Genomic DNA, 25,945 nt, shown 5'->3' with positions numbered 1-25,945 from the left:
TCCGGCGCGCCGCGCGAGCGGCCGCCGCAATCATGTCGATCTTCGGAATAACGGCGCAGCGGGGGAAAACTTCAGCGTTTGTTCACTCCGCGGGCAGCGTAAGCGAGGCGACCTCACAGCGCGGCCATTGCCGCAGCACGTCGGGTGCCAGTAGCAACTTGGCCGCCCGCACCCCGGCTCCCATCACGATCTGGGCACGCTCCATGACCGCGGCGTCGACGAGAATGCGCCAGTCTGCCGGCAAGCCGAACGCCGTAATTCCGCCGAACTCCATCCCGCTATGCTCCACCGCAGCCTCGCGCTTCGCGAACGAAAGGCGCTGCGCGCCCAGTGCCGCCTTCACCGCGCCATTGATGTCCAGACGCAGCGAACCCAGCGAGACCAGCGCCGCGTAGTGCTCGGCGCCCTCCCTCTTGTAGCGGATCACGATCGTGTTGGCGCAGTCCTCGAGACCAAAGCCGTAGCGCGCGCTGAATGCGGCGGTGTCCGAAGCGTCGTCGCTCACGGCAAATACGGTGACGCCCTGGGGCGGCAGATTCTCGACGACGTGCGCCGGCAAATGCGCGCTCAATTGTTCTGCGGGAATGACATCCAGCTGCTTGACGGGTTCGTGCGAGTGCATAGTGATGAGAGTGTGAAGGTCCACCGGCATTCTAACGGCAGGTGTGCTTGCGGCGTCTCGCGCCCATGTGCATGCAGCGCTTGTTATAGTTAGTCGCAGGCACACGGTTTGCGGCAGGCGCGATGCGGCGGCGACAGCGAAGGCGTCGTCGGAGCCGCCCAGCGCTCAGCACGCGGCGCCCTCGTCACGTATCCGCCGCCCGCATCCCATTGAGAAAAACGACCATGGAAATCGACACGCTATCGGCCGAGAACCTCCAGTTGGTGGCTCGCAAGCAGGCCAATTGGGCAATCGGCGCATTCAAACAGTTTGCCGACGACCGCTGCGCGGCCATGGCCGCCAGCATCGCCTTCTATGCGGCATTCTCGCTCGCGCCCACGCTGGTCATGGTGATTGCCGTGGCAGGCTGGTTCTTCGGCGCCGCAGCCGCGCGCGGTGAATTGTTCAATCACATTCACGGCCTGCTCGGCGACCAGGCCGCCGCAGGCGTGCAGACCATCGTCGAAAACGCCCATCACAGCGGCAGCGCCGGTGGCGTCGCGGCGATCATTTCGTTCACGATGCTGGCGATCGGCGCATCGGCCACCTTCTCGTCGCTCAATAGCGCACTCAATCTGGTGTGGCCTTACACCGGGCCGCGCTCGTCGAGCGTGATCGCTCTGGTGCGCGTGCGCCTGATCTCGTTCGGCCTGGTACTCGGCGTCGCGTTCCTGCTGATCGTCTCGCTGGTGCTCGACACGGTCATCACGTTCATCGGCAAATGGCTGTGGGGCGACTCGCCGTACGTGGTGATCGGCAATCTGCTGCAACTCGGCGTCGGCCTGCTGGTGCTGGCTTTCGCCTTTGCCGGCCTGCTGAAGTTTCTGCCCGACGCCAAGGTGCGCTGGGTCGACGCGTTCGTGGGCGGGGTCGTCGCCGCGGTACTGTTCTCGGCGGGCAAGAAGCTGTTCGCGCTCTATATCGCGCACGCCGGAATGGCGAGCTCGTTCGGCGCGGCCGGCTCGCTGGCCGTGCTGCTGATGTGGCTGTACTTTTCCGCCGCCGTGCTCCTGCTCGGCGCGGAATTTTCGGCGGCGCGCGGGCGCATGCACGACCCGCGCGGCGGATGGGGCATGCAGGACGAGTCGCCACCTGGCAGCCGCGCCAAGCTTGCTTCGGTGCTGGCGGCATCGACGGTATCGGCGAATGCCGTGCCGCATGAGAAAAACCGCGAAGCCCATGCTGCCGGGCCTGCTTCTGCGAGCACAGCGGCATCGGCCTCGACACTTTCCGCCGCCGTGCCAGCATCGGCTCGGCCACGAGTGCGAACGCGCAACAAGACTTCCACGCGAGCAACCGCGGTGAAGATCGGCCGTACGGTCATCAAGGCCGAAGCCGAGGCAACACGCGTTGCCGCCGTCACGCTGGCCGGAGCGGGCCGCACGGCCGTCGCGGCCGATCGCTACGTCAGACGGCATCCGTGGACCTCGGTGCTGTTTGCGGCAGCGGCCGGACTGGCGGCCGCTGCCGTGGCGCGCCGCAACGGCGGGCAATAGTAAGAGCGCTCGCCGTTGCGGACTGAAGCGGGCGGGCCACAAGCGGCAACCGGCGCTTCTGCTCACAACGCGCAAATCCTGTCTAGCACGCGCATCAAATGCAACACGGCCTGGCTTTTATATAGGTGCTGCAAACGCGCGCCGAGGCTAGACGACTAAATTACAGAAACCATTCAAACAAGTGTCTAAATTGCAGGTACCCACGCCTTCACTATCAACAAAACAACAATAATGTGCAGTCAACGATTCAATATTGCGTAAACAGCAATAATCGTTAACGGGCTTTAAATACAAGGCTTTGCGTCGTTTGTCGGTTTTTGGCGACAGTCTTTTTTTTCCAGTTCTTAACGTTTGAGGCAGTGAGCTATTCTCCTTTCCGCAACAACAAACTAATCATCTGCGTGGAGAAATGGATGAAACGAATCGCCCTGTCTACCCTCTCGCTGGCGCTTCTGGGCGTCACCGGCGTGGCGCATGCTCAAAGCAGCGTTACCCTTTACGGCCTGATCGATGAGTCGATCCAGTACGTTCACAACACGACGAACACCGCTGGCGGTGCGAACAAGAACCTGGTCGCAATGTACGCTGGCAACCTGCAAGGCGATCGTTTCGGCCTGAAAGGCACGGAAGATCTCGGCGGCGGCCTGAAGGCGATTTTCCAGTTGGAGAACGGCTTTGACGTCAACACCGGCAAGCTGGGTCAAGGCGGCCGCATGTTCGGTCGTCAAGCGTACGTCGGCCTGACGGGCGATCAGTGGGGTACGGTCACGTTGGGTCGTCAGTACGATCCGGTGGTCGACCTGGTTCAGCCGCTGACGGGTGACAACTTCTTCGGTTCCACCTTCGCAACGCCGGGCGACGTCGACAACAACGACAACTCCTCGCGCACGAACAACGCTGTCAAGTACACCTCGCCGGTGTGGGGCGGTGTCCAGTTCGAAGGTATGTACGCTCTGGGCGGCGTGGCTGGCACGACGGGTTCGGGTCAAACGTGGTCGGGCGCTGCAACGTTCGCAACGGGTCCGTTCAGCGTTGCTGCAGGCTACTTCCTCGCCGACAACTCGAACACGGCAGGTCTGCGCACGACGTGGGCCAGCACTTCGGACGGCACGTTCGACGGTCAGGTCAACTCGGTCTACCAGACGGCGAAGTCGATCGGCATCGCTCAGGTCGCTGCGCAATACGTCACGGGCCCGTTCACGGTCAACCTGCGTTACAGCAATGCGCAATACAAGCCGGATGCAAATTCGGGCTTCTCTTCGTCGGAGAAGTTCAACGTCGGCGGCGTGTACCTTGGCTATCAGGCAACGCCGGCAATGCTGGTGGGCGTGGGCTACGTCTACACGAAGGGTACGGGCGACACGAGCGCAACGTATAACCAGGTTTCGCTCGGCGGCGACTACAACCTGTCGAAGCGCACGGACATCTACTTGGTTGGCGCATGGCAACACGCAAGCGGCCAACAACGCAACTCGGCGGGCAACCTGGTTTCGGCAGGCGCATCGATCGGTTCGTATGGCTACAACTCGGCTTCCAACTCACAAGAGATGCTTAGCCTGGGCATCCGCCACAAGTTCTAATCGAACTTGACGGACTGCTGAAGCAACACGCAGTTGAAGACCAGCCGCGGGCGCAAGCCCGCGGCTGGTTTTTTTTCGTCCATGGGGTTGTGAGCGTGATTTAACGTCGTGGTCCGGAAAATGCCGGTCACGCGCCGCGCGAAGTCGCTCAATGCAGCACTTCGCCGATGGTCAACTCGACGTCGCGGCGTTCGCCCGTGAGCGGTCCACTCGTCCCGACCCAATCGCCAGCGCCCGGCTGCGCGCTACCCGACGCGGACACGCGTGCTTCGACTGTCACGGCGGCGAAATTCGACAGCCGCAAATCCGGCGCCATCGCCATCGAGTCATCCAGCCTGACGGTCGCCGGCAACTGGGTCGCATGAAGCCGCTGTACTGCGAGCGGCATCCGCGGGCCGTTCGTTGCGCGCGCATAGACGAATACCACGTCGCCCGGACGGGCGAGTGCCGCGAGTTCGGGGCTTAGGCGCACGTGAATGACCAGCGCCGCTGACGGCGCTGCCGCGGCCGCCGCCCCTTGCCCAGCCACACCTGCCAATGGCGCCGCTCCGTCCGGTTCAGCCGCCGCCCCGCTCGCCAGCCGATGCGCTTCGGCAACGTTCGCCCGCGCCTGATTCGCGATTTCCACGCTCACGCCTGGCGCCTGTTCGAGCCGCTGCCAATACTGGATCGCGCGTGGGTAGTCGCGCGCTTCGAACGCCGCCGACCCCGCCAGCGCCAACGCCTTAGGGTTTGCCGGATCGAGCGCGAGAGCAGCATCGATACTCTGCAAGGGCGCGCCCGTCAGGTCGCCACCATTGGCGCTCGCCAGGGCATCGGCGTAATCGGCCAGCAATTGCGGATCGCGCGGCGTCAGGTCAAGCGCGCGCCGGTACGCGGCGGCGGCATCATCGGGCCGTTCGAGGACAGCGTAGGACCGTGCCAGCATGGTCCAGCCGGCGGGATCGTCCGGTTGCCGCCGCAATCTGGCGGCCAGACGCCCCACCATCAAATCGAGGGAGCCCTGGGTGGCGGCGTGACTGTCCTGCGGCCCGGCGGCGCTGTCCGCCTGCACCGCGACCGCGAGCGGACCGCCAAGGCGCATGTACAGGATCAGCGCCGCGCTCGGCAGCAAGGCCAGCAGCACGGCTGCCGTGGCCGCGCGTTGCGCGATACTGCCGGCCCGCATGGCCGCCGCGGCAGGTTTCGCGCCGATCTCGTCGGCGAAACGCCGCTCGATCTCGCGCCGCGCGTCGCCGTGCTGCGCGTCCGGCAGGTCGCCGGCCGCGGCTTGCCGCTCCAGCTCGGCCATGTCGGTCCGGAAGATCGCGGTGGCGAGCGCCGCGCCGCCGCCATCGGCACGCGCCACGGTCATGTCGCCGCGTGAGCCCCGGCTCAGCAACGGCACGATCACGCACAACAGGGCCGCGAGCAGCATCGCCGCGACGATCAGCCAGAATTGAATCATCTCGGTAAGCCCTCGTCAGCCGCCGCCATTAACGCGTCGACGCGGCGGCGCTCGTCGTGATCGAGCGGCTGCGCAGCAAGGCCGCGCCGCCGCCCGATCGCGCGCCACGCAACCCAGGCGCCCGCCGCCAGCGCGGCGAACGGGCCGAACCACAGCGCCCAGGTCAGCGGTTTGAGCGGTGGCCGGTACAGCACGAAATCGCCGTAGCGGCGGACCATGTAGTCGCGAATCCACGCGTCGGTGGCGCCGGCTCGAACCTGCTCGCGAATGCGCTCGCGCAGATCCGCGGCAAGATCGGCATTCGAATCGGCGAGCGTCTGGTTCTGGCATACGAGGCAGCGAAAACTCTCGGCGAGACCGTGCACGCGCGCGTCTTCGGCGGCGCTGTCCGGTCCGGCCCGCACGTGCACCACGTGCAGCGATACCGTCAGCAGCACGAGCGCGCCGCCACGCCAGACCCAGTTTCGCGCGTGGCTACCCATTGCCGCCCCCGCCCCCGCCCTCGCCCTCGCGCTGCAGTTTTCTCAACAAGGGCACAATCACGTCCTCGAGCGACGCCGTTGTGAGCGGCCCCGCCTGCCGATAGCGGACGATGCCCGCGCGGTCGACCACAAAGGTCTCCGGCACGCCATACACGCCGTAGTCGATCCCGGTCTGGCCGTTGCGATCGACCAGCGAAGCCGTATAAGGATCGCCCGCCTCGGCCAGCCATTGCCGCGCCGGTTGAGGGTCGTCCTTGTAATTCAGGCCGTACACCGGCGCGATCCGGCGCGCCGCGAGATCGACCAGCACCGGCTGCTCGTCGCGACAGGGTTCGCACCAGGAGGCCCAGACGTTGAGCACCCACACCTGGCCGCGCAACGAGTCGGAAGATACATGCTCGCCGGTCGCCGCGAGGCGCGGCAGATCGAATGCGGGCGCGGGCCGCCCGATCAATGCCGAGGGCAACTGCCGCGGATCGTGTCTGAGCCCCGCCGCCAGCAACGCGAGCAGCGCGAGAAAAGCGGCGAGCGGAAGCAGCGCGCGCTTCATCGGCCCGCCTCGCTGACGGAATTCGCTGCTTTGGCGCCGGCGGTGCGAGAGACATCCGCCGCGGGTTGCATAAGCGCGTTGCCGGCGGCGCGTTCGCGCCAACGCCCATTCGTGCGCCGCCCCGGCAGCAGACGATAACGCCGGTCACTCGCGGCCAGCAGGCCACCGAACGCCATCAGCAGACAGCCGCCCCAGATCCAGCGAACGAACGGCTTGATCTGGATGCGCAGAGTCCACGCGCCCGCGCCGATCGGCTCGCCCATCGCCACGTACAGGTCGCGCAGCACGCCGTGATCGATGGCCGCCTCGGTCATCGGCATCTTCTGGACGAGAAACATGCGCTTCTCGGGATACAGGACGGCCACCGGCCTGCCATCGCGGCTCACGGCGACGCTGGCGCGCGTCGCCAGATAGTTCGGACCACTGACCTGAGCCACGCCCTCGAAGCGGAAGCGATACGCGCCGACTTCGACGGTTTCGCCGCGCTGCATCGGCACGTCGCGCTCCACCTGATAGCCCTTGACCATCGTCACGCCGAGGATAAACACGCCGATGCCGGCATGCGCGAACCACATGCCGTAGCACGCCCGCGGGACCCGCCGTGCACGCGCGAACAGCGAGGCACGCGCGTTGCCGGGCTGATCCCCATCGGATCGCGCAAGCGGTGCCGTGACCACCGCGCCTGGCGGCTCGATCGCCGCCCCCGCGTCAGAGCTAGCCGCCGCCCTGCCTGCGGGCTCGCCGGTCGGCGCTCCAAGTCGTTCACGCATGCTCACGGCCACGGTCGCGAAGCTCCAGACCGCGAGCAGCATCCCCAGACTGACGAGCGGCCGCCAGTTGCCCAGCACCCACGGCAACAGCAGCGCGGTCAGCACGCTGACGAGCGCTGCCCAGCGCAGACGCCGAGCCAGATCGGGCAGGCGCGCGGCCCGCCAGCGCGCGAGCGGGCCGATCCCCATCAGAAAGATCGCCGGCGTCATCAGCGGCACGAACACGCTGTCGAAATACGGCGGTCCGACGGAAATCTTGTCGAGACCGAGCGCGTCGAGCGCCATCGGATACAGCGTGCCGAGCAGCACCGAGGCCGCCGCCACCATCAGCAGCACATTGTTCGAGAGCAGCAGCGCTTCGCGCGAAACCGGCTCGAAGCCCGCACCCAGACCGATTTGCGGAGCCCGCCACGCGAACAGCAGCAGCGCGCCGCCCACCACAAGCGCCAGAAACGCGAGGATGAAAACGCCGCGTGCCGGATCGCTGGCAAAGGCATGCACCGACGTGATCACGCCCGAGCGCACGAGAAACGTGCCGAGCAGACTCAGCGAAAACGCGCAGATCGCCAACAGTGCCGTCCAGCTGCGAAAACTGCCGCGCCTGTCGGTCACGGCGAGCGAATGGATCAGCGCGGTGCCGGCGAGCCACGGCATGAAGGACGCGTTTTCGACCGGGTCCCAGAACCACCAGCCACCCCAGCCAAGTTCGTAGTACGCCCATCCGCTGCCGAGCATGATGCCGAGCGTGAGGAAAAGCCACGCGGCAATCGTCCATGGACGCGACCAGCGCGCCCACGCCGCATTCAATTCGCCCGACAGCAGCGCCGCAATCGCAAACGCGAAGGCCACCGAAAACCCGACATAACCCATGTAGAGCATCGGCGGATGAATCACCATGCCGGGGTCCTGCAGGAGCGGATTCAGATCGCGCCCGTCCATCGCGGGCGGCATCAGACGGTTGAACGGATTGGAGGTGAACAGCATGAACAGCAGGAAGCCGGCGGCAATCCAGCTCATCACCGCCAGCACGCGCGCCACCATCGGCACCGCGAGTTGACGGCTGAAGAACGTCACTGCGACCATCCACACGGTCAGCAGCAGCACCCACAGCAGCAACGAGCCTTCATGCCCGCCCCACACCGCGGTGAAACGATAGATGGCGGGCAGCGCCGAATTGGAATTGTCGGCGACGTAGGCCACCGAAAAATCGTCGCTGAGAAACGACCACGCAAGACAGGCGAAGGCCAGCGCCACAAACGCGCATTGCGCGCGTGCCGCCGGCCACGCGAGCCGCATCCAGCCGGCGATGCCGAGTTGCGCGCCGAGCAGCGGCAGGGTCGCCGTCGTCAGTGCGAGCAGCAGCGCGAGAATCAAGGCAAAGTGACCGATCTCCGGGATCAAGGCTGGACGCCTCCTGGCTGACGATTATCGGCGCGGCGTGCGTCGTCCGGCGTGCGGGCCGTCAGGCGCAACGTCGCGGGTGCGGCAGCATCCACGGGCGCCGCCGGCTGCGCCGCTGATGCCTGTGCGCGGCGCACCGCTTCTGCCGCGTCGGGCGGCATGTATTTTTCGTCATGCTTTGCGAGGACTTCGTCGGCGTGGAACTGGCCGTCGCTGCCGAGCCGGCCCTGCGCGACCACGCCGCTGCCTTCGCGAAACAGGTCTGGCAGAACGCCGTGATAGACCACCGCCACCTGATTGACCGTATCGGTCACGATAAAGCGCACGCTCAGGCCGTCCGCGCCACGCGTGAGCGATCCGCGTTCGACCAGTCCGCCCAGGCGAAACCGATGCGCCGCCGGCATCTGCTGCGCCGCAATCTGGCTCGGACTCACGAAGAACATCACGTTGGCGCGAAACGCATTCAGCACCAGCGCACAGGTCAGTCCCGCGGCTGCCACCGCGCCGACGATCCAGCCCAGCCGCCTGCCTCTAGCGCTCATCCGCACGCTCCGGCGCGCCGGTGTCGCCCGACCTGCGCGCGGCTGCGCGAAGCTGGCCGCGTACACGCCAGGCCTCGACGATCAGCAATCCGAAGGTTGTCGCGAGCGCCACTGTCAAATAGGGGGTCTGCCCGAGCATCGCCGCCACGCTTGCCACGCTGTTCATGCGGCACGCTCCTCGAAGTTCGCTTCCCAAGGGGCCGCGCGACGGCGTTCCCGCATGATCGCGCGCACGCGCGCCAGCGCCACGGCAATCGCGTACGACCAGAAGCCGCCGGTCATCACGAAGATGCCCCACACCATCGACGCGCTCATCGACACACCGCTGCCGAAGCTCAGCGACGGCCCCTGATGCAGGGTGTACCACCACTGCACCGAAAAATAGATCACCGGAATATTGACGACGCCGATCAACGCCTGGGTGGCACAGGCGCGGTCGGCGCGGCGCGGGTCGTCGATCGCGGCGTGCAGCGCGAGAAAGCCGATATAGAGGAACAGCAGGATCAGCTCCGACGTGAGACGCGCGTCCCACACCCACCAGGCGCCCCATGTCGGCTTGCCCCACAGTGAGCCGGTAACGAGCGCGATCAACGTGAAGAGCGCGCCGGTGGGCGCCAGCGCGCGCGCCATCATCGCGGCCAGCCGCGCGTTGAGCAGCAGCCCGAGCGCGCAATACGCGGCCATCACCAGGTAGATCAGCATCGACATCCACGCGGCCGGCACATGCACGAACATGATGCGATACACGTCGCCTTGCAAGGCGTCGCGCGGCGCCGCCGCGAGACCGATCGCGAGGCCCGCGAAGATCAACAGCACGGCGCTCACGGCGAACAGCGGCACCAGCCGCGCCGCCAGCGGATCGAAGGTGCGTGGCGACGCGTAGCGGAACCAGTTCGGGCGGTTCATCTTCGTTACTCCATCGTGATGCGCAGGGCCGCGGCGCTGGCCCATGGGCACAGCGAAACGCCCGCGCACAGTGCTGCGCCGAGCAGCGAAAAATTGGCCGCGGACCACCCCGCGGTGCCGGCCGGATCGGCCGCGCCGACGCCGAAAATCAGCACCGGCACATAGAGCGGCAGAATCAGCAGACCGAGTAACGCGCCGCCGCCCCGCATGCCCAGCGTGAGCGCGGCGCCCATCGAGCCGATCAGAGTCAGAAGCGGCGTGCCGAGCAACAGCGACGCCATCAACGGCACGGTGTCGCGCAACCCGAGGTCGTACTGCAACGCGACCACCGGCGTGAGCAGCACCAGCGCGAAGCCGCTCGTCAGCCAGTGCGCGGCGATCTTGCCGAAGACGATGAGCGGCAACGGTTGCGGCGACAACGTCATCTGCTCGAGCGCGCCGCTCGCGAAATCCTGGCCGAACAACTGTCCGGCCGAGAGCATCGCGGCGAACAGGGCTGTCACCCACAGCACGCCTGGGGCGATGGCCTGCAGCAGCGCCGGATCGGTGCCGACCGCCAGCGGAAACAGACTCGAGGCGATCACGAAGAACAGCAAAGCGCCGAGCGCGACGCTGCGTCTGCGCCAGCTGAGCGCCAGTTCGCGGCGCACGATGCCGAGCATCAGCGCGATCATGATTCGCCCCGCTGCAGTTGCAGATGCTGCGTGCGCGCGGCAGCGGTCGGCAACGCCAGATGGGTGGTCGCCACCACGATGCCGCCGTCCAGCAGATGCTCGTCGAGCGCGTCGGCAAGCCATACCCGGGCGGTCTCGTCGAGCGCTTCGGCCGGTTCGTCGAGCAGCCACAATGGCTTGCGTTCGAGCATCACGCGGGCCAGCGCCGCCCGGCGCCGCTGCCCTTGCGACAAACTGCCGACGCGCGTGTGCCGCAGCGTCCACAGGTTCGCGATTTCCAGCACGTCGCGCTCACGCAGACGGGCATCGCTCAAACTGCCCGGATTCACGCCGAGCAACGCTGCAAAACGCAAATTCTCCAGCACCGACAGATCGTCGCTCAGGCCGTTGCTATGACCGACATAGGCACGCTCACGGCGAAACCGCTCAGGCTGCGCGTGCACGTTCATGCCGCGCCACCGTATGCTGCCGGCGACCGGCTGCAGCAGGCCTGCCAGCGCCCGCAGCAGCGTGGTCTTGCCGCAGCCGTTCGCGCCGTGGATTTGCAGCGCCCAGCCGGCCTCGATATTGAAATCGACGCCGTCGACGATCTCGCGCCCGCCGCGCCCAAGACCGAGACCTTCAGCGCGGAGCATCGTGAACCGTCCATAGGTTGGCGAGGTTGGCGGGCCTTGCCGGATTGTCCATGTGCCTGTCCATTGCACTACCCGCTCAATGCTTACCCGCGTTCTGCTTCGCGTCCGCGTCGGCCTGCGCCTGCGTCATGTTCGGCAACTGGTGCGCAATGCCCTTGTGACAATCGATGCAGGTTTTTTCGCCGGTGCCGAGAAAGCGCTGGTGCGCTTCCTGCGCACGCGGACTCTGCCGCGTGAAGTCCATGTACTCGAACGAGTGGCAATTGCGGCATTCGAGCGAATCATTCGCCTTGAAGCGCGCCCATTCGTGCTCCGCCAGCTCGAGCCGTTTGTCCTGGAACTTCTCGCGCGTGTTCACCACGCCGAACACCTTGGCCCAGACCTCCTTCGACGCCTGCATCTTGCGGGCGATCTTGTCGGTCCAGTTGTGCGGCACGTGGCAATCGGAACACTTGGCGTGCACGCCGCTGCGATTGCTGAAGTGGATCGTGGTCTTAAGCTCGGCATAGGTGTTGTCACGCATCTCGTGACAGCCGGTGCAGAACGCCTCGGTGTTGGTCAACTCCATCGCCGTGTTGAACGCGCCCCAGAACACCACGCCCGCGACGAAACCGCCCAGGGTGAGAAAACCCCGGCTGAAATAGGTGCTCGGCCGATTGATGGTTCGCCAGTAGCGGCGGATCAGATCGCGCATGTCGGTCTCTACTTTTTGGGCTGGACAGCGGGCGGCGGCAGGCGGACGTCCGCGATATCCGTAAAAGTGTTGCCGACCAGCGGCTTGATATCGGCCTGCGGCACGTGGCACTGCGTGCAGAAATAGCGGCGCGGCGCGAGGTGGCCGAGGGTTTCGCCGGCGCGATCGGTGTAGTGCGAAATTGCGATCGGCACCGCTCCGCTCTCTTCAGCACGGCTGCGGGCATGGCACGCAAGGCAGCGGTTGGCGTTGCGGTCGAGCTGATAACCGTCGATCTTGTGAGGAATGGTTGGCGGCTGCTGCGCATAGGCGCGGCCGCGGATCACGTCCTTGTTCTCCGTGGGCGCGATCAGCGGCGGCTTCATCTCCTCGTCGAGCGGCGTGGTGCCGCGCAACGTGTCGTGGAAAGGCGTCGCCGGGATAGTCGGCTGGGCGAGAGCGGCGGCGCCCAGCGCGAGCACGGGAAAGACCGCAAGGACGAACCATGCACGCATCGCACGCTCCTAGACTTTGACGATTTTGACCGCACACTTCTTGTAGTCGGTCTGCAGCGAAATCGGATCGGTGGCATCGAGTGTGACCTTGTTGATCAGCTGGCTCGAATCGAACCACGGCACGAACACGAGCCCGCGAGGCGGCTTGTCACGACCACGCGTTTCGACCCGCGTGCGGATATAGCCGCGCCGCGACATCACCTTGACCTCGACGCCGCGACGCAGGCCCATCGCCTTGGCGTCGTCGGGATGCATGAAGCACACCGCGTTGGGAAAGGCCCGGTAGAGTTCGGGCACGCGGCGCGTCATCGAGCCCGAATGCCAATGCTCGAGCACGCGGCCCGTGGCGAGCCAGAACGGATACTCCTTGTCGGGCGATTCGGCGGGCGGCTCATAGGGCAGCGCATAGATCACGGCGCGGCCGTCCGGGTTGCCATAGAACTGCCAGCCGGTGCCCGCCTTCACATACGGATCGGAGCCTTCCTTGTAACGCCAGCGCGTTTCCTTGCCATCGACCACCGGCCAGCGCAAGCCGCGCGCCTTGTGATAGTCGTCGAATGGCGCGAGGTCGTGACCGTGGCCACGGCCAAAGCTCGCGTATTCCTCGAACAGGCCTTTCTGGATATAGAAGCCGAACGCCTTTGCTTCGTCGTTGCGATAGGTGGCGTCGGTTTGCGACACCGGAAATCTGTCGACCTGGCCGTTGCGATACAGCACGTCGTAGAGCGTTTTGCCCTTGTATTCGGGCTTCTGCGCGATCAATTCGGCGGGCCATACCTCTTCCACCTTGAAGCGCTTCGAAAACTCCACCAGTTGCCACAGATCGGAACGCGCTTCACCGGGCGCGACCACGAGCTGGTGCCAGAATTGCGTGCGCCGCTCGGCGTTGCCATACGCGCCTTCCTTCTCGACCCACATCGCCGAGGGCAGGATCAGGTCGGCCGCCACCGCCGTGACCGTCGGATAAACGTCCGACACCACCACGAAATTGTCCGGATTGCGATAGCCTGGCAGGACTTCCTGATTGATGTTCGCGCCGGCTTGCACGTTGTTGTTCACCTGCACCCAGTAAGCGTTGAGCTTGCCGTCGTGCAGCATGCGGTTCTGCAATACCGCGTGATAACCGGGTTTGGGCTGAATCGTGCCCGGCGGCAGCTTCCAGATATGCTCGGCTTCCTCGCGATGCTTCGGGTTGGTGACGACCATGTCGGCCGGCAGCCGGTGCGAGAACGTGCCGACTTCCCGCGCGGTGCCGCACGCGGAGGGCTGGCCGGTCAGCGAGAATGGACTGTTGCCGGGCGTCGCGATTTTGCCGGTCAGCAGATGCAGGTTGTAGACCATGTTGTTGGCCCACGTGCCGCGCGTGTGCTGGTTAAAACCCATGGTCCAGAACGACATCACCTTGACCTTCGGATCCGCGTAGAGCTGCGCCAGCTGGTCGAGCTTGAGCTTCGAGACGCCTGAGAGTTTCGTGACGTAGGCGGCGTCGTACTTCGAGACGAATTGTGCAAACGCTTCGTAGGTAATCGGCTGCGAGCCGTTGGGGTCGTCGGCGTTTTTCGCGGCTTTTTGCAGCGGATTGTCGGGCCGCAGGCCATAGCCGATATCGGTATTGCCGGCTTTGAATACCGTGTGCTTATCCACGAACGCGTGGTTCACATGGCCGTTCCTGATGATGTAGTTGGCGATGTAGTTAAGAATCGCCAGATCGGATTGCGGCGTGAAGATGATCGTCTCGTCGGCCAGATCGAAGCTGCGATGCTCGAAGGTGGAGAGCGTGACGACCCGGGTCGACGGTGCGCTGAGCCGGCGGTCGGTGACCCGGGTCCACAGCACCGGGTGCATTTCGGCCATGTTCGAGCCCCACAGCACGAAAGCGTCGGTTTGCTCGATATCGTCGTAGCAGCCCATCGGCTCGTCCATGCCGAAGGTACGCATGAAGCCCGTCACCGCCGAGGCCATGCAGTGACGCGCATTCGGATCGAGATTGTTGCTGCGAAAGCCGGCCTTCATGAGCTTGACCGCCGCGTAGCCTTCCCACACGGTCCACTGCCCCGAGCCGAACATGCCGACGGCGGTCGGCCCTTTGGTCTTCAGGACACGCTTGAACTGCTCGGCCATCACGTCGAAGGCCCGGTCCCACGACACCGGCGCGAACTCACCGTTCTTGTCGTACTTGCCGTCTTTCATGCGCAAGAGCGGCGTGGTCAGCCGGTCCTGGCCATACATGATCTTCGACAGAAAGTAGCCCTTCACACAGTTCAGGCCGCGATTGACCTCCGCCTGCGGGTCGCCCTGGGTCGCCACCACCCGGCCGTCCTTCACGCCGACGCTCACGCCGCAACCCGTGCCGCAGAACCGGCACGGCGCCTTCGACCAGCGCAGGTTGTCACTGGCCGCGCCCGCGGCGGCGTCGTCCATGCCCGGCAGCACGACACCCGCGGCGGACGCGGCGGTGGCCGCGGCGGTCTGCTTAATAAACGTGCGACGGGTGAGCTTCATCCGCGACCTCCTCGTTCAACGATTCGAGATCTTCATGATGCTGATAGACGAGCGCGGCGCCATAAACGCCCGGTAATGCGTGAATCGCGCTCAGTTGCGCGGCGACTTCAGCTGTATAAGCGCCTTCAAGCGTCACGACCAGTTTGCCCTGCTCACTTACGGCATGAATTTCGGCATGGGGAATCTCGCCGATTGCGCGGCGAACACTATCGAGACGCGCGGCCTGGACATGCACGACGATGCCCGCAATATGTAATTCGGCGCGTGCTTCATTACCGCATACTGCCTGCTCTGAAACGACAGACATAGCGTTACCCTCCGGTTAAATCCGGTTATATGGGAGACGGTGAAAGCAGGTGGAGATCAGTGGGGCGGTCCACCAATAAGCAATTGGTAAAACCAGACGGCAAATCCATAACCAGCGATAAGAATCACTGTCAAAACAGGCACCATTACCGCGGTGAGAAACAGGAAACTGCGCCACTCTTCCGATTTGCGGACTTCGTCGTTCATGCCGAAGCTCCTATGGCTCTTTGGCTAATGCCTCGATATTCATCATGCCAATGCAGTGAATGTATTTTTGCTTGCAGAATTGAAATGGTCAAGAAATATTTTCCGCCTTTTTATTGGCCCGCGTTTACGGATTCGAGGATTCGGTGACAATTTCTGCAATGCGGCATTTATCCATTCCGCATGCCGCATGGTGTTTTAATATGCAAAAAAATCCGCTTTAAATCACACGGCGATTCTGATACTCAATTTCAATAAGCGCTTTATCGGAAAATGAATGCGGCGCAGGAATGACTTGCGGGTGAAGCGAATGCGGCAATGCCCGCTTTTGAAGAAAGCGGGCGCAGGCGCGCCCGCATCGGCCTAGCGTTGCGTTTTGGCCTTCTCCGCCTGCGCGAGAGTCTGCGCCGGCTTCGCATCGAATTCATGCTCCACACCGTCCGCCCCGACCGGCGCACGATGCAGCACGAGTGCGCGCTCGCGCTGCAGCAAAGGCACATTGGGCGACTCCTGCCAGTCCGGATCGGGAATTTCGCCGAATACCTGGCGCAGCCGCTCGCCCCACGTGCGATGAATCATCTCGAAGTAGGCATTGTCGTGATCGACCGAAACGAAACGCGTGACGCGCAGCGAATCTTTTTCGTAGACCAGCAGATCGAGCGGCAGACCCACTGAAAGATTCGAGCGCAGCGTCGAATCCATCGAAATCAGCGCGCACTTGGCCGCCTCGTCGAGTGGCGTGGACGGTGTCAGCACGCGATCGATGATCGGCTTGCCGTACTTGGCCTCGCCGATCTGGAAATACGGATTCACGGCCGAGGCTTCGATGAAATTGCCCGCCGCGTAGATCATGAACAGGCGCGGCCGGTTGCCCGCGATCTGGCCGCCGAGAATGAAGCTGCAATTGAAGTCGACGCCGAATTCCTGCAACGCCTGAGCTTCGCGCTGGTGCACGCAGCGCACCGCGTGGCCGATCACGCGGGCCGCGTCGGCCATGGTCGGCGCGTTCCAGAGCGTGGCCTGGGTGGGATCGGCGGGCTCGGACAGCTCGTGCAGCACCGCTTGCGTGAGCGACAGATTGCCGGCGCCCAGCAGCACGAGCATGCGCTCGCCCGGCTGCTCGAACACCGACATCTTGCGCGCGGTGCTGATGTGATCAACGCCCGCATTGGTGCGCGTGTCCGACAGGAACACGAGTCCGTCGTCGACGGACATGGCCACGCAGTAGGTCATAAGAAAAGGTACCCGCAAAAAACGACAGAACGGCGCTATTGTAATGCGATGCGCATGCGCCCTCCCGCCGCCGCTATTGCGGCGTCTGCCCGCTGACCGTCACGGACACCTTCAGCTGCTCCTCCAGCCCGCCGATACGCCGGCCGCGCACCGGCGCGGCGGCTTCGTAGTCGCGCGCCACGGCGAGCCGGCAGTAGATCTCGCTGGCAAACGCGGCATGCGTCACGTCGACGGAAATCCACCCCTTGCCGTCGAGCCAGACGTCGACCCATGCATGGCTCGCGCCATGCTCAACATCGCCGGGTTCGATGTAGCCGCTCACGTAACGCGCCGGGACGCCGCGCACGCGGCAACAGGCCAGCATCAGGTGCGCATGGTCCTGGCACACGCCGTTGCCGAGCGCGAGCGCCTCGGCGGCCGTGCTGGTGACTTCGGTAATGCCGGGGTTGTACTTCACGCGCTGCACGATCTGTTCGGACAACTCGATCAGATTGCCCGAGCTCGCGAGGCTCGGCACCGAGGCGGCCAGCTCGCGAATCGCCGCGTCGGCCTCGGTGAGACGCGTCGAGCACGTGAAATGCTCGAGCGGAATCGGGCCGACGGCGTCGCGCAACTGGCCATCGATCAGGGCAATCGTGTCCACTTCGCCCGCTACATGCAGACGAATCTCGCCATGCGGCTTGTTGATGACGAGCGTATGCAGCACATTGCCATAGGCATCCACGGTTGCGTCGAGCTTGCCGGGCGCGTCGATACTCCAGCGCCGCACCACCTGCGAGGCGCCGCTCGAGGGTGTCAGACGCAGTTGCTGGATCGAATAGTGGACAGTCGCTTCGTAGCGATAGGACGTGTCGTGGCGGATCGTCAGGTACATAAAAAGAACTCCGTCAGGCGACTGGCAACATCAGATAGGTACGCGCAACCAGATTGCCGAGCTCGAACACGCGAGCAAGGAACTGCGTCAGATAGGCGTGCAGGCCGGCTTCGAAAATCTGCCGGATGTCGGAATACACCAGCTCGGCGCGCAGCTTGCCGGCAAACCGTTCGCACTGGTTCGAGCCCGGTGTGCGCAGCATCGCCAGATTCGTGCAGACACCTTCGAGCGAAGCGAGCAGCGAGCGCGGCATCTGCTGGTTCAGGATCATCAGTTCGACCACCCGCGCCGGCGTGACGACGTCGCGATACACCTTGCGATAAATCTCCAGCGCCGACACCGAACTGAGAATCGAGGTCCAGTAGTAAAAATCCTCGAGCTGGCGGGCGGCGTCACGCGAATTCGGCTCGACGTCGGCAAAGCGCACGTCGAGAATCCGCGCGGTGTTGTCGGCGCGTTCGAGGAAAGTGCCAAGCTGCGTGAAGAAGAACGCGTCGTCCTGCAACGCGGTGCCAATCGTCACGCCGCGCGACAGGTGCGAGCGGAACTTCACCCACTCGAACAGCGCGCCCGGATTGCTCGACGCCTGGCCGGCCGAGGCGCGTTCGTTGAACTCGAGCCAGGTGTCGTTGATGGTTTCCCACCATTCGGTCGTCAAGGTGCCCCGCACGGCGCGGGCGTTTTCGCGCGCGGCCTGCAGACACGAGTGAATGCTCGACGGATTGGTCGCGTCGGCCACCATGAAATCGAGCACATGCTCGCGGGTCGGTTCGTCGTAGCGCTGGGCGAAAGCGGCTTCGAGTTCGGAGATGCGCAGCACCGAGCGTTGCGCGCGCGCCTCCTGTTCAGGCGTTTGCGGCAGCAGCAAAGCCTTCAGGTTGATGTCGAGCATGCGGGCGGTATTCTCCGCGCGCTCCATATAGCGGGCCATCCAGAAGAGGTGATCGGCGGTTCGGCTAAGCATGACGGCGTTCCGTATCTGATGACGCGAGACCCTGGCAAAAGGAGCAAGGTCCGCGCGGGTTTTCCGTGTACGCCGGCGAGAATCTGAGTTATCGCCGGCGCTTCAGGTTGCGGGCGCGGCTGCCTGCAGAGCTAAAGGTGTTGCTGCATGAGTTGATTCATCAGCAAGCCCGGCAACCGCGTTGGCAACCGCGTCAGTCGACCATCCACGTATCTTTGGTCCCGCCCCCTTGCGACGAATTGACGACAAGCGAGCCTTCCTGCAACGCCACGCGTGTCAGACCGCCCGCGCACATCGTCACGCCCTTGCCCGACAGCACGAAGGGACGCAAGTCGATATGGCGTGGCGCGATACCCGCTTCGACAAAAGTCGGACACGCGGAAAGCGCCAGCGTGGGCTGCGCGATATAACCCGCGGGCCGCGCAATCAGGCGCTCGCGGAACGACTCGATTTCGGCCTTGGTCGACGCCGGCCCCACCAGCATTCCGTAGCCGCCCGCGCCGTGCACTTCCTTCACCACCAGCTCGGGCAGATGCGCGAGCGTGTAGGCGAGATCGTCGGGCTTGCGGCACTGGAAGGTGGGCACGTTGTTGAGGATCGGCTTCTCACCGAGATAAAACTCGATCATCTCCGGCACGTACGGGTAAATCGATTTGTCGTCGGCGATGCCGGTGCCCATGGCGTTTGCAAGCGCCACACGCCCGGCGCGATACGCCGTCAACAGACCCGGCACGCCCAGCGCCGAATCGTTGCGGAAGGCGAGCGGATCGAGGAAATCGTCGTCGACGCGGCGGTAGATCACGTCGACGCGCTTCGGCCCCTGCGTGGTGCGCATGAACACATAGTTGTCGTCGACGAACAGATCCTTGCCTTCCACCAGCTCCACGCCCATCTGCTGGGCGAGGAAGGTGTGCTCGAAATACGCGGAGTTGTACATGCCCGGCGTGAGCACCACCACGACCGGATCGTCGACGCCTTCGGGCGCGACCGAGCGCAGTGTGTCGAGCAGCAGATCGGGATAATGCGCGACCGGCGCAATGCGGTTCTGAACGAACAGCTCGGGAAACAGCCGCATCATCATCTTGCGGTTTTCGAGCATGTAGGAGACGCCCGACGGCACCCGCAGGTTGTCTTCGAGCACGTAGAACTCGCCCTCGTCGCCCGCGCGCACCACGTCGACTCCGGCGATATGCGCGTAAACACCGAGTGGCACGTTGACGCCCTGCATTTCAGGCCGGTATTGCGCGTTGGTATAGACCTGTTCGGCCGGCACGATCCCGGCGCGCACGATGTTGCGATCGTGATAGACGTCGTGGATAAACAGATTGAGCGCCTGCACCCGCTGGCGCAAACCGGCTTCCAGCGTCTGCCATTCGCTGCGTGGAATGATGCGCGGAATCAGATCGAAGGGAATCAGCCGCTCGGTGCCGGACAAATCGCCGTTCACCGCGAAGGTGATGCCGACCCGGCGAAACAGCAGATCGGCTTCCGCACGCTTGCGTGCGATCGCCTCGTTGCCCTGCTTCACCAGCCACCGCTCAAAGCGCGCGTAGTGTGGCCGCACGGCATCGTCATGATGACGCATCTCGTCATAGCATCGCATGTCACGCCCCGCTCTTGTTGTCGGATAGAAGGCGAATGCGCTGCGCATTCGGTGTTCGACAATCGTTCAAGCAAGCGCTATGCCATTGAGCTTTTCGCGCACAAAACACGGTGCATGCACGCTAAAAGCGCATCCCGACCGGCGCGCCTCGCTGCCATCGTACTGCGACGGCCCATGATGCGCTAGTACGGTGCACCGAGGCACCGTGACGGGCAGCGGCAAGCTCGCGAGCACAGCGGACGCATAAAAAAATCCCCGCGGATTTGCATCCACGGGGATTCAGACTACTTGCACTGCGGGTCGGCTCAAACGTTAACCACGGTTAAAAGCGCACGGTTAAAAGCGCACGGTTAAAGCACACGGCTAAAAACACCCAGCTAAAAGCACGCCGTTAACAACCACGCTCGACAACCGCGGCAACGCATGAAGCGCGATCAGCCTGCTGCTGCGTCTTTCAGCTTCTTCAGCGGACGTGCCTTGATGCGCACGCTAGCCGGCTTGGCCGGGAACCAACGCTCTTCGCCCGAGAACGGGTCTTTGCCGAAGCGCTTCTTCTTCGCCGGCACAGCTTGCACGACGATTTTCAGAAGACCCGACAGCGTGAATTCGCCAGCGCCCTTCTTGTGCACCGCGCCGAGGATCGTGTCTTCGAGCGCAGCCAGCACAGCCTTGGCAGCCTTCGGTTCAACAGCAGCGCGTTCAGCGACGTGAGCAGCCAGCGAGGCCTTCGTGAAGGTGTCCTTGATCGGCGACGGAGCGCTGGAAGCCTTCACGGCGACCTTCTTAGCTGCGACGGCCTTCTTCGCAGGAACAACTTTCTTTGCAGCAACCTTCTTGGTCGGTACCGGGGCAGCAGCCTTCTTGGCCACCTTTTTTGCGGAAGTCGGCATGTTTCTCCTACCTGTAGTGGTCAGTGAATTGCACGAAGCGCACACGGTATGTGCACGCTTCAACGCCGGATTCTACAAGCGCTAATACGATTTGCGCGAATCTTTTGTGTATAACAGCGAAGGTTTGTTGCGCGGCGCAGACTGCGTAACACATTTTGATCCTTGTTTTAGCGGGTAAACATGCCTCGGCGCGCGACAACCGGCCCCGCAACACGGACACGTAACGTGCGTTACAAGTCATTTCAACGCGTAAATAGCGGCACTTTCGGCGCCGGGCGATGCTCGCCGACGGTTAGCAACGATCGCCGCCGCGGCTGCCGGGAACCGGCGAATGACGACTCGACAGCCCCATCGTCGCGCACCGGCGCGCTCGCGATGCTGGTTTCTGCGGCAGAAAAAACACGCCCCCTGCAGCGAAAATCTCTGCAGGGGGCGGCTAAGGTGACTGCGCGACAGAAAATCGCGCGCCGTTTCAACGCGCGCTCATGGCCGGCTAACGTGCTTCAGATCGTGCTCGGTCTCCTTCACATGGGCCCAGTACTCGTCCTCGTTGCGCGCCATGCCGAGTTCGCCGTTGCGATAGGCGATCGCCAGCGCCAGATTGGCTTCGGGTAACTCCGCATTGGCTGCGCGGCTCAGCCATTGCAGTGCGAGCGCATCGTCGTGCGGCAGCGTCGCGCCGAAGCGATACTCGTTGGCGAGCTGAAATTGCGCGAGGGGCAACCCGGCTTGCGCTGCCTGTTCCAGCCAGCGAATCGCCAGCTGCGGGTCCCGTGCGACGCCGTAGCCATTGCGATAAAGCGTCGACAGATCGTAAGCCGACTGCGGATCATGCGACGCGGCTGCGGCCAGCCAGTGACGGCTTTCCGCATAATCCGGCGCAATGCCGGGCAGTCCGCGCAACAGCAGATGTCCGAGCGTGCCTTGCGCAGCCGGCACACCGTCGAGCGCAAGTTGCCGATACAACTCGACACCTTCGCGCCGCTCATCGAGCTGTGCGGAACTCACCAGCACGTCGGCCAACGCCTCGCGCGCCGCCACGTTGCCAAACGCCGCGGCAACGCGCAGCCGCCACACCGGCCACGCGGCGTGCGTGGCCGAGCCCTGCATGCGCCAGTCGTCGATCTGCACGCTGGATGCGGGCGTCGCCAGGCGTGTGCCGACGACCGTGGCGAACGCGCCGGCCGCGATCGCGACAGCCACGGCGAGGCTCACCACCATGGCCGCCGGCCTCAAGGAAAAGCGCGCCGTCATTGGTTCAGGTTCACCGCGTAGACGCCGAGACCCTTGCCGGTGCCGTCGTCGGCCTGCAGCTGGGTGACGTTGGTGACGCCGTAGCTCTGCGCGAGCGCCGTCAGATTCGGCGGCGCCTTGAAGGTCACCTGCCCGGCGGTCGCCACCTTGGTGAAGCGCCAGCTACGATCGCTGCCGTTGTTCGCCACCTTGATGGCCTGCAGCTTCTTGATGTAGGCAATCAGGACATCGCGGTTCGCATCCGGTGAGGCGTAAATCGTCTTGCTGCCGTCCAGCCCCGGAAAACTGCCGCCGCCGCTCGCGCGATAGTTGTTGGTCGCGACGATGAACTGCTGCGTATCCGAGATCGCCGCGCCCTGATATTTCAGGTTGCGGATCCGGCTGCCCACGGCTTGCGTCACGTCGATTTCGTAGCTGAAATCCTTCGACGTGATCATGTCGAAGTTATAGCCCGGGAAGGTGCTGACCAGCGCCTGCGCCGCCGTATTGGCCGGATCGATCTTGTTGAAGCGCTTCGCCGCGGTTTCGAGCCACGCTTTCAGATCGGCGCCCGTCACCTTCACCGCATAAATCGTGTTCGGGTAGAGGTAGAGGTCGGCGGCGTTGTTGATCGCGACGTTGCCCTGCGCGACGTCCGTGAAATCGTTGCCACCGCCAAAACCGCTCTTGAACGGCGCGCTGACCGACAACACCGGAATGCCCGCATATTGCGGCAGATTCGCGCTGACGTAGTCCTGCACGTAAGCCGCCTGCGCCTGATTGACGATCTCGATGGCCGAGACATCGCCCACGTCGGCGAAGTAGCTGGTCATGCGGAAATCGGTCGAGCCGATCGGCGTCTTCACATAGTTGATGGTCGCCACGTGTTCGGCCGCGATGGCTTGCGAGATCGTCGGATCGAGAGCCACGTAGCTGCCATCCGCGTTCTGGATCGAACGCGCTTCCGAGGTGCTCGAATTGCGGTCCACCGTCCACGTGCCGTTCGTGTAGCTCAGCGCGAGCTTGATGACGCCGAGATGCTTGCCCCAGAAATTCGCCATCACGGTCGGCACGCCGTTGACCGTGCCCTTGACCTTGTCGACACCCGGCAGGTTGAACTGCGAGACCGTGCTGTTCTTGTCGGGGAATACCTGATGCGAGTGGCCGATCATCATCGCGTCGATGCCGGCCACCTTCGAAAGATAGTAGCTGCCGTTTTCCATCGACGGCGAATAGGTCGAACTGTCGAGCCCGCCATGCGACAGCGCGACGATGATTTGCGCGCCCTTCGCCTTCATTTCCGGCACGTACTTCGAGGCGCTTTCCACCAGGCCCTGCGTATAGACGTTGCCGTCGAGCCAGCGTTTGTCCCACGCCATGATGGCGGGCGGCGTAAAGCCGATCACGCCGATTTTCACCGGTGCGGTGATGGTCTTGCCGTCCGGCGTCGTGGCCGTCAGCGTACGCTCGAGGATCGTGTACGGCTTGAAGATCGGCTGTTGCGATTTCGCGCCGAGCACGTTGGAGAGCACCAGCGGAAAATTCGGCCCCGCGCACGTCGGTTGCGATGCGACCGGGCTCATGTTCGGCACGTCGAACGTGCTGCCGGTCGCCTGCGCGAGGAACGGCAGGCCGTAGTTGAATTCGTGATTGCCGATGTTGCCCGCGTCGTACTTCAGCAGGTTCATCACCTTGTAGACACCGAGCGTGGTCTTGCAATCGATCGGCGCGACCTGCGCCTGGTAGTCGGCGAGCGCCGTACCCTGAATCGTGTCGCCGTCGTCGAGCAGCAGCGTGTTCGGGAATTCCTTGCGCGCCGCCGCGATCAGCGTCGCCGTGCGCTCCAGGCCGAGCGACTTGTCTTCGGCCAGCTTGTAGTAGTCGTAGCTGAGGATATTGGTGTGAATGTCGGTGGTTTCCAGCAACGCGAGCGTCGCCTTCGTGCCGCTCGCCACCTGTTGTTGCGGCTGCGGCTGTGACTGCGCCGTCTCAAGATCGCCACTGCTGCATGCCGTGATGCCGATCGCGCTCACCGCACCCAATGCACCCAGGGCGCCGGCCGTGCGAAACGCACGCATCCTCTTTGCTTCCATAAACGTCAGTCGCATCCCTACTATCCTCCGGTTGTCGTTTTATCGCGCCGCGCCTTTCGGGAGCGGCACTGCCTTACAAACAATTACAGAGGCGCAAGGTTACGGGCGCTTTATGACACTGATTTGTATGGATTCAGATAGGCTTAAGTAAGACTTAAGCGTGCTTGGGATCGTCAGCGCGCAAGGCGCGGCAGAATGCCCGCGAGCTTGCCAAGCGCCGCATCGATATGTTCGACGGCGATATTGCCGTAGCCAAACATCACACTGGGCTGCGGTTTCACACGCACATGGAACGGCGCAAGCCCATACAAACCGATCGACGCTTCACGCGCGGCGCCCACCAGCGCCTCCTCGGTCAACGGCGCCTTCAGCCGCGTTGCCATGTGGATGCCGGCGCTCGGCACGATCGGCTCGAACCACGGCGCGAGGCCCCCCTGCAGATGCTCGAGCAGCATCGCGCGGCGCGCCGCATAGGTCTTGTGCATGCGCCGCAGGTGCTTGGCGAAATCGCCGTTGAGCATGAAGCTCGCGAGCGCGGTTTGCGTGAGTGTGCAGCCGTGACAGTCGGCGATTTGCCGGGCCTTGAGGAGTGGCCCGTACAGCGACGCGGGCGGCACCACATAGCCGATCCGCAGTTCCGGGAAAATCGTTTTCGAGAACGTGCCCACATACGCAACGAGACCGGCGCGGTCGAGACTTTTCAGTGGCTCCATGGCCCGGCCCTCGAAGCGATACTCACAGTCGTAGTCGTCCTCGATGATGACGGCGCCGCGCTTCTGCGCCCATTCGAGCAACTCGACGCGCCGCTCCAGACTCATCGGCATGCCAAGCGGAAACTGATGCGAGGGCGTCACATAGACGACGCGCGCCTTGTCCGGCAGCTTGCGCACGATCAGGCCTTCCTTGTCCACCGGCACCGGCATCACGCGTGCGCCCGTGGCCGCAAAACACGCCCGCACCGGTGGATAGCCGGGGTCTTCGAGCGCCGCGATTTCGCCGGGCCGCAACGTGATGCGCGCAATCAGATCGAGTGCGTGCTGGGCGCCCTGGGTGACGATCACGTCGTCCCAGTTGCTCGTGACCGCGCGGTTGAACGCCAGGTAGCGCGAAATCGCGAGGCGCAATTCCTGTTCGCCCGCCACGTCGCGATACATGCCCTGGCCGCGCGCCTGTACGCGCAACGCGTGATTCACGCAGCGGCGCCAGACATCGAAGGGGAACAGCGATTTGTCGGTCGCGCCGCCGACGAAATCGTGCGGCGGGGCCACTGTGGGCCTCGGCAACGAGAACGACTCGGGCATCTGCTCCCACAGCGGCTGGGCGCGCGCCGCGGCTTTCTGTTTCGCCTTGGCCCGCTCGCGCGCCGAGTCGGCCGCGAGTGCATGCGGCGAGCGCTCCGACGGCAGACGCTCCAGACCATCGGCAACGAAGGTGCCCGAACCGGCGCGGGCGCTCAGATAGCCCTCGGAGAGCAGCCGTTCGAACACGTCGAGCGTGGTCTTGCGCGAAACGCCCAATTGCGTGGCGAGATCGCGCGTGGAAGGCAAGCGCGTGCCTCCCGCGAGACGCCCCTCGAGTATGCCGGCGCGCAACTGCCGGTAGATCTGTCCGGACAGATCGTGACGCCCTTCTACCGCGATGTGAATGTCCATCCGAGTGGCTACCTTAAATATCCTGGAAATGGTTATTCCGAAAGACCAATACCGACCGT

At 64.1% G+C, this 25,945-nt stretch carries 25 protein-coding genes; 2 read left to right on the top strand and 23 right to left on the bottom strand.

Going from position 1 to position 25,945, the window contains the following annotated elements; genetic code table 11:
* Positions 1-82: 82 nt before the first annotated feature.
* Positions 83-622 (bottom strand): YbaK/EbsC family protein, encoded by a 540-nt coding sequence (locus BCY88_RS13240; protein ID WP_120345000.1) that lies wholly within the window; start codon positions 620-622, stop codon positions 83-85.
* Between the two features lie 224 nt (positions 623-846).
* On the opposite strand from BCY88_RS13240, the gene BCY88_RS13235 reads away from it, so the two are divergent.
* The gene (locus BCY88_RS13235) at positions 847-2,157 is read left to right on the top strand and encodes a YihY/virulence factor BrkB family protein (protein ID WP_120344681.1); all 1,311 of its coding nucleotides are present in this window, start codon (positions 847-849) and stop codon (positions 2,155-2,157) included.
* A 413-nt stretch (positions 2,158-2,570) separates the two neighbouring features.
* Positions 2,571-3,737 (top strand): porin, encoded by a 1,167-nt coding sequence (locus BCY88_RS13230; RefSeq protein WP_120344680.1) that lies wholly within the window; start codon positions 2,571-2,573, stop codon positions 3,735-3,737.
* Positions 3,738-3,885: 148 nt separating this feature from the next.
* Here the strand turns inward: BCY88_RS13230 and ccmI are convergent, their stop codons facing one another.
* From ccmI to pdxR, 22 genes are all read right to left on the bottom strand, one after another.
* On the bottom strand, positions 3,886-5,184 hold the full coding sequence (ccmI, locus tag BCY88_RS13225) for a c-type cytochrome biogenesis protein CcmI (protein WP_120344679.1): 1,299 nt from the start codon (positions 5,182-5,184) through the stop codon (positions 3,886-3,888).
* Complete coding sequence (locus BCY88_RS13220; protein ID WP_120344678.1) at positions 5,181-5,666, bottom strand: cytochrome c-type biogenesis protein; 486 nt, start codon at positions 5,664-5,666, stop codon at positions 5,181-5,183. The genes ccmI and BCY88_RS13220 overlap by 4 nt, the downstream gene beginning before the upstream one ends.
* Entirely contained in the window at positions 5,659-6,216 is a 558-nt protein-coding gene (locus BCY88_RS13215; RefSeq protein ID WP_120344677.1) for a DsbE family thiol:disulfide interchange protein, read from the bottom strand. The genes BCY88_RS13220 and BCY88_RS13215 overlap by 8 nt, the downstream gene beginning before the upstream one ends.
* Complete coding sequence (locus tag BCY88_RS13210; protein WP_120344676.1) at positions 6,213-8,387, bottom strand: heme lyase CcmF/NrfE family subunit; 2,175 nt, start codon at positions 8,385-8,387, stop codon at positions 6,213-6,215. Before BCY88_RS13210 ends, BCY88_RS13215 begins: the two co-directional genes overlap by 4 nt.
* The gene (ccmE, locus tag BCY88_RS13205) at positions 8,384-8,929 is read right to left on the bottom strand and encodes a cytochrome c maturation protein CcmE (RefSeq protein ID WP_120344675.1); all 546 of its coding nucleotides are present in this window, start codon (positions 8,927-8,929) and stop codon (positions 8,384-8,386) included. The genes BCY88_RS13210 and ccmE overlap by 4 nt, the downstream gene beginning before the upstream one ends.
* Positions 8,919-9,095 carry a hypothetical protein gene (locus BCY88_RS39850; RefSeq protein WP_183081357.1) on the bottom strand — a complete coding sequence of 59 codons (177 nt, stop codon included), beginning with the start codon at positions 9,093-9,095 and terminating at the stop codon, positions 8,919-8,921. The genes ccmE and BCY88_RS39850 overlap by 11 nt, the downstream gene beginning before the upstream one ends.
* Positions 9,092-9,835 carry a heme ABC transporter permease CcmC gene (gene ccmC / locus BCY88_RS13200; protein ID WP_120344674.1) on the bottom strand — a complete coding sequence of 248 codons (744 nt, stop codon included), beginning with the start codon at positions 9,833-9,835 and terminating at the stop codon, positions 9,092-9,094. The genes BCY88_RS39850 and ccmC overlap by 4 nt, the downstream gene beginning before the upstream one ends.
* Before the next feature lie 5 nt (positions 9,836-9,840).
* Positions 9,841-10,509 carry a heme exporter protein CcmB gene (ccmB, locus tag BCY88_RS13195; RefSeq protein ID WP_120344673.1) on the bottom strand — a complete coding sequence of 223 codons (669 nt, stop codon included), beginning with the start codon at positions 10,507-10,509 and terminating at the stop codon, positions 9,841-9,843.
* Positions 10,506-11,144 carry a heme ABC exporter ATP-binding protein CcmA gene (gene ccmA, locus BCY88_RS13190; protein ID WP_120344672.1) on the bottom strand — a complete coding sequence of 213 codons (639 nt, stop codon included), beginning with the start codon at positions 11,142-11,144 and terminating at the stop codon, positions 10,506-10,508. The genes ccmB and ccmA overlap by 4 nt, the downstream gene beginning before the upstream one ends.
* A 76-nt stretch (positions 11,145-11,220) precedes the next feature.
* Positions 11,221-11,838, bottom strand: a complete 618-nt coding sequence (locus tag BCY88_RS13185; RefSeq protein WP_120344671.1) for a NapC/NirT family cytochrome c — start codon at positions 11,836-11,838, stop codon at positions 11,221-11,223.
* A gap of 8 nt (positions 11,839-11,846) precedes the next feature.
* A complete protein-coding gene (locus BCY88_RS13180; RefSeq protein WP_120344670.1) occupies positions 11,847-12,332 on the bottom strand; it encodes a nitrate reductase cytochrome c-type subunit in 486 nt (161 codons plus the stop codon).
* A gap of 9 nt (positions 12,333-12,341) precedes the next feature.
* Positions 12,342-14,834 carry a periplasmic nitrate reductase subunit alpha gene (napA, locus tag BCY88_RS13175; RefSeq protein WP_120344669.1) on the bottom strand — a complete coding sequence of 831 codons (2,493 nt, stop codon included), beginning with the start codon at positions 14,832-14,834 and terminating at the stop codon, positions 12,342-12,344.
* Positions 14,806-15,141 (bottom strand): chaperone NapD, encoded by a 336-nt coding sequence (locus BCY88_RS13170; RefSeq protein WP_120344668.1) that lies wholly within the window; start codon positions 15,139-15,141, stop codon positions 14,806-14,808. The genes napA and BCY88_RS13170 overlap by 29 nt, the downstream gene beginning before the upstream one ends.
* A 56-nt stretch (positions 15,142-15,197) precedes the next feature.
* Positions 15,198-15,347, bottom strand: a complete 150-nt coding sequence (gene napE, locus BCY88_RS13165; RefSeq protein WP_120344667.1) for a periplasmic nitrate reductase, NapE protein — start codon at positions 15,345-15,347, stop codon at positions 15,198-15,200.
* Between the two features lie 360 nt (positions 15,348-15,707).
* Entirely contained in the window at positions 15,708-16,577 is an 870-nt protein-coding gene (locus BCY88_RS13160) for a proteasome-type protease (RefSeq protein WP_120344666.1), read from the bottom strand.
* Between the two features lie 73 nt (positions 16,578-16,650).
* Positions 16,651-17,451, bottom strand: a complete 801-nt coding sequence (locus BCY88_RS13155; protein WP_120344665.1) for a transglutaminase family protein — start codon at positions 17,449-17,451, stop codon at positions 16,651-16,653.
* A 13-nt stretch (positions 17,452-17,464) separates the two neighbouring features.
* A complete protein-coding gene (locus tag BCY88_RS13150; RefSeq protein ID WP_120344664.1) occupies positions 17,465-18,415 on the bottom strand; it encodes an alpha-E domain-containing protein in 951 nt (316 codons plus the stop codon).
* Positions 18,416-18,608: 193 nt separating this feature from the next.
* On the bottom strand, positions 18,609-20,018 hold the full coding sequence (locus BCY88_RS13145) for a circularly permuted type 2 ATP-grasp protein (RefSeq protein WP_120344999.1): 1,410 nt from the start codon (positions 20,016-20,018) through the stop codon (positions 18,609-18,611).
* Between the two features lie 434 nt (positions 20,019-20,452).
* Positions 20,453-20,908, bottom strand: coding sequence for an HU family DNA-binding protein (locus BCY88_RS13140; RefSeq protein WP_120344663.1), 456 nt, complete (start codon positions 20,906-20,908; stop codon positions 20,453-20,455).
* Positions 20,909-21,391: 483 nt separating this feature from the next.
* Positions 21,392-22,129 (bottom strand): tetratricopeptide repeat protein, encoded by a 738-nt coding sequence (locus BCY88_RS13135; RefSeq protein ID WP_183081356.1) that lies wholly within the window; start codon positions 22,127-22,129, stop codon positions 21,392-21,394.
* A 29-nt stretch (positions 22,130-22,158) separates the two neighbouring features.
* Complete coding sequence (locus tag BCY88_RS13130) at positions 22,159-24,249, bottom strand: bifunctional 2',3'-cyclic-nucleotide 2'-phosphodiesterase/3'-nucleotidase (RefSeq protein ID WP_120344661.1); 2,091 nt, start codon at positions 24,247-24,249, stop codon at positions 22,159-22,161.
* A gap of 158 nt (positions 24,250-24,407) precedes the next feature.
* On the bottom strand, positions 24,408-25,886 hold the full coding sequence (pdxR, locus tag BCY88_RS13125) for a MocR-like pyridoxine biosynthesis transcription factor PdxR (RefSeq protein WP_120344660.1): 1,479 nt from the start codon (positions 25,884-25,886) through the stop codon (positions 24,408-24,410).
* Positions 25,887-25,945: the final 59 nt, after the last annotated feature.

Origin of the sequence: Paraburkholderia fungorum (assembly GCF_003610895.1) — a bacterium.
GTDB classification, from domain to species: domain Bacteria; phylum Pseudomonadota; class Gammaproteobacteria; order Burkholderiales; family Burkholderiaceae; genus Paraburkholderia; species Paraburkholderia fungorum_B.
The sequence above is the reverse complement of the archived record's forward strand: the minus strand, read 5'-3'. Positions and strand labels throughout refer to the sequence as shown.

Coding starts and splice junctions, on each gene's coding strand:
- ccmE (WP_120344675.1), bottom strand. CDS start 8,929: ATGAGCGCTAGAGGCAGGCGGCTGGGCTGGATCGTCGGCGCGGTGGCA.
- napE (WP_120344667.1), bottom strand. CDS start 15,347: ATGAACGACGAAGTCCGCAAATCGGAAGAGTGGCGCAGTTTCCTGTTT.
- BCY88_RS13145 (WP_120344999.1), bottom strand. CDS start 20,018: ATGCGATGCTATGACGAGATGCGTCATCATGACGATGCCGTGCGGCCA.
- BCY88_RS39850 (WP_183081357.1), bottom strand. CDS start 9,095: ATGAACAGCGTGGCAAGCGTGGCGGCGATGCTCGGGCAGACCCCCTAT.
- BCY88_RS13220 (WP_120344678.1), bottom strand. CDS start 5,666: ATGGGTAGCCACGCGCGAAACTGGGTCTGGCGTGGCGGCGCGCTCGTG.
- BCY88_RS13235 (WP_120344681.1), top strand. CDS start 847: ATGGAAATCGACACGCTATCGGCCGAGAACCTCCAGTTGGTGGCTCGC.
- ccmA (WP_120344672.1), bottom strand. CDS start 11,144: ATGCTCCGCGCTGAAGGTCTCGGTCTTGGGCGCGGCGGGCGCGAGATC.
- BCY88_RS13160 (WP_120344666.1), bottom strand. CDS start 16,577: ATGACCTACTGCGTGGCCATGTCCGTCGACGACGGACTCGTGTTCCTG.
- ccmC (WP_120344674.1), bottom strand. CDS start 9,835: ATGAACCGCCCGAACTGGTTCCGCTACGCGTCGCCACGCACCTTCGAT.
- pdxR (WP_120344660.1), bottom strand. CDS start 25,886: ATGGACATTCACATCGCGGTAGAAGGGCGTCACGATCTGTCCGGACAG.
- BCY88_RS13230 (WP_120344680.1), top strand. CDS start 2,571: ATGAAACGAATCGCCCTGTCTACCCTCTCGCTGGCGCTTCTGGGCGTC.
- BCY88_RS13150 (WP_120344664.1), bottom strand. CDS start 18,415: ATGCTTAGCCGAACCGCCGATCACCTCTTCTGGATGGCCCGCTATATG.
- ccmB (WP_120344673.1), bottom strand. CDS start 10,509: ATGATCGCGCTGATGCTCGGCATCGTGCGCCGCGAACTGGCGCTCAGC.
- BCY88_RS13185 (WP_120344671.1), bottom strand. CDS start 11,838: ATGCGCGATCTGATCCGCCGCTACTGGCGAACCATCAATCGGCCGAGC.
- BCY88_RS13240 (WP_120345000.1), bottom strand. CDS start 622: ATGCACTCGCACGAACCCGTCAAGCAGCTGGATGTCATTCCCGCAGAA.
- BCY88_RS13170 (WP_120344668.1), bottom strand. CDS start 15,141: ATGTCTGTCGTTTCAGAGCAGGCAGTATGCGGTAATGAAGCACGCGCC.
- BCY88_RS13155 (WP_120344665.1), bottom strand. CDS start 17,451: ATGTACCTGACGATCCGCCACGACACGTCCTATCGCTACGAAGCGACT.
- ccmI (WP_120344679.1), bottom strand. CDS start 5,184: ATGATTCAATTCTGGCTGATCGTCGCGGCGATGCTGCTCGCGGCCCTG.
- BCY88_RS13140 (WP_120344663.1), bottom strand. CDS start 20,908: ATGCCGACTTCCGCAAAAAAGGTGGCCAAGAAGGCTGCTGCCCCGGTA.
- BCY88_RS13130 (WP_120344661.1), bottom strand. CDS start 24,249: ATGCGACTGACGTTTATGGAAGCAAAGAGGATGCGTGCGTTTCGCACG.
- BCY88_RS13215 (WP_120344677.1), bottom strand. CDS start 6,216: ATGAAGCGCGCGCTGCTTCCGCTCGCCGCTTTTCTCGCGCTGCTCGCG.
- BCY88_RS13180 (WP_120344670.1), bottom strand. CDS start 12,332: ATGCGTGCATGGTTCGTCCTTGCGGTCTTTCCCGTGCTCGCGCTGGGC.
- BCY88_RS13135 (WP_183081356.1), bottom strand. CDS start 22,129: ATGGTGGTGAGCCTCGCCGTGGCTGTCGCGATCGCGGCCGGCGCGTTC.
- napA (WP_120344669.1), bottom strand. CDS start 14,834: ATGAAGCTCACCCGTCGCACGTTTATTAAGCAGACCGCCGCGGCCACC.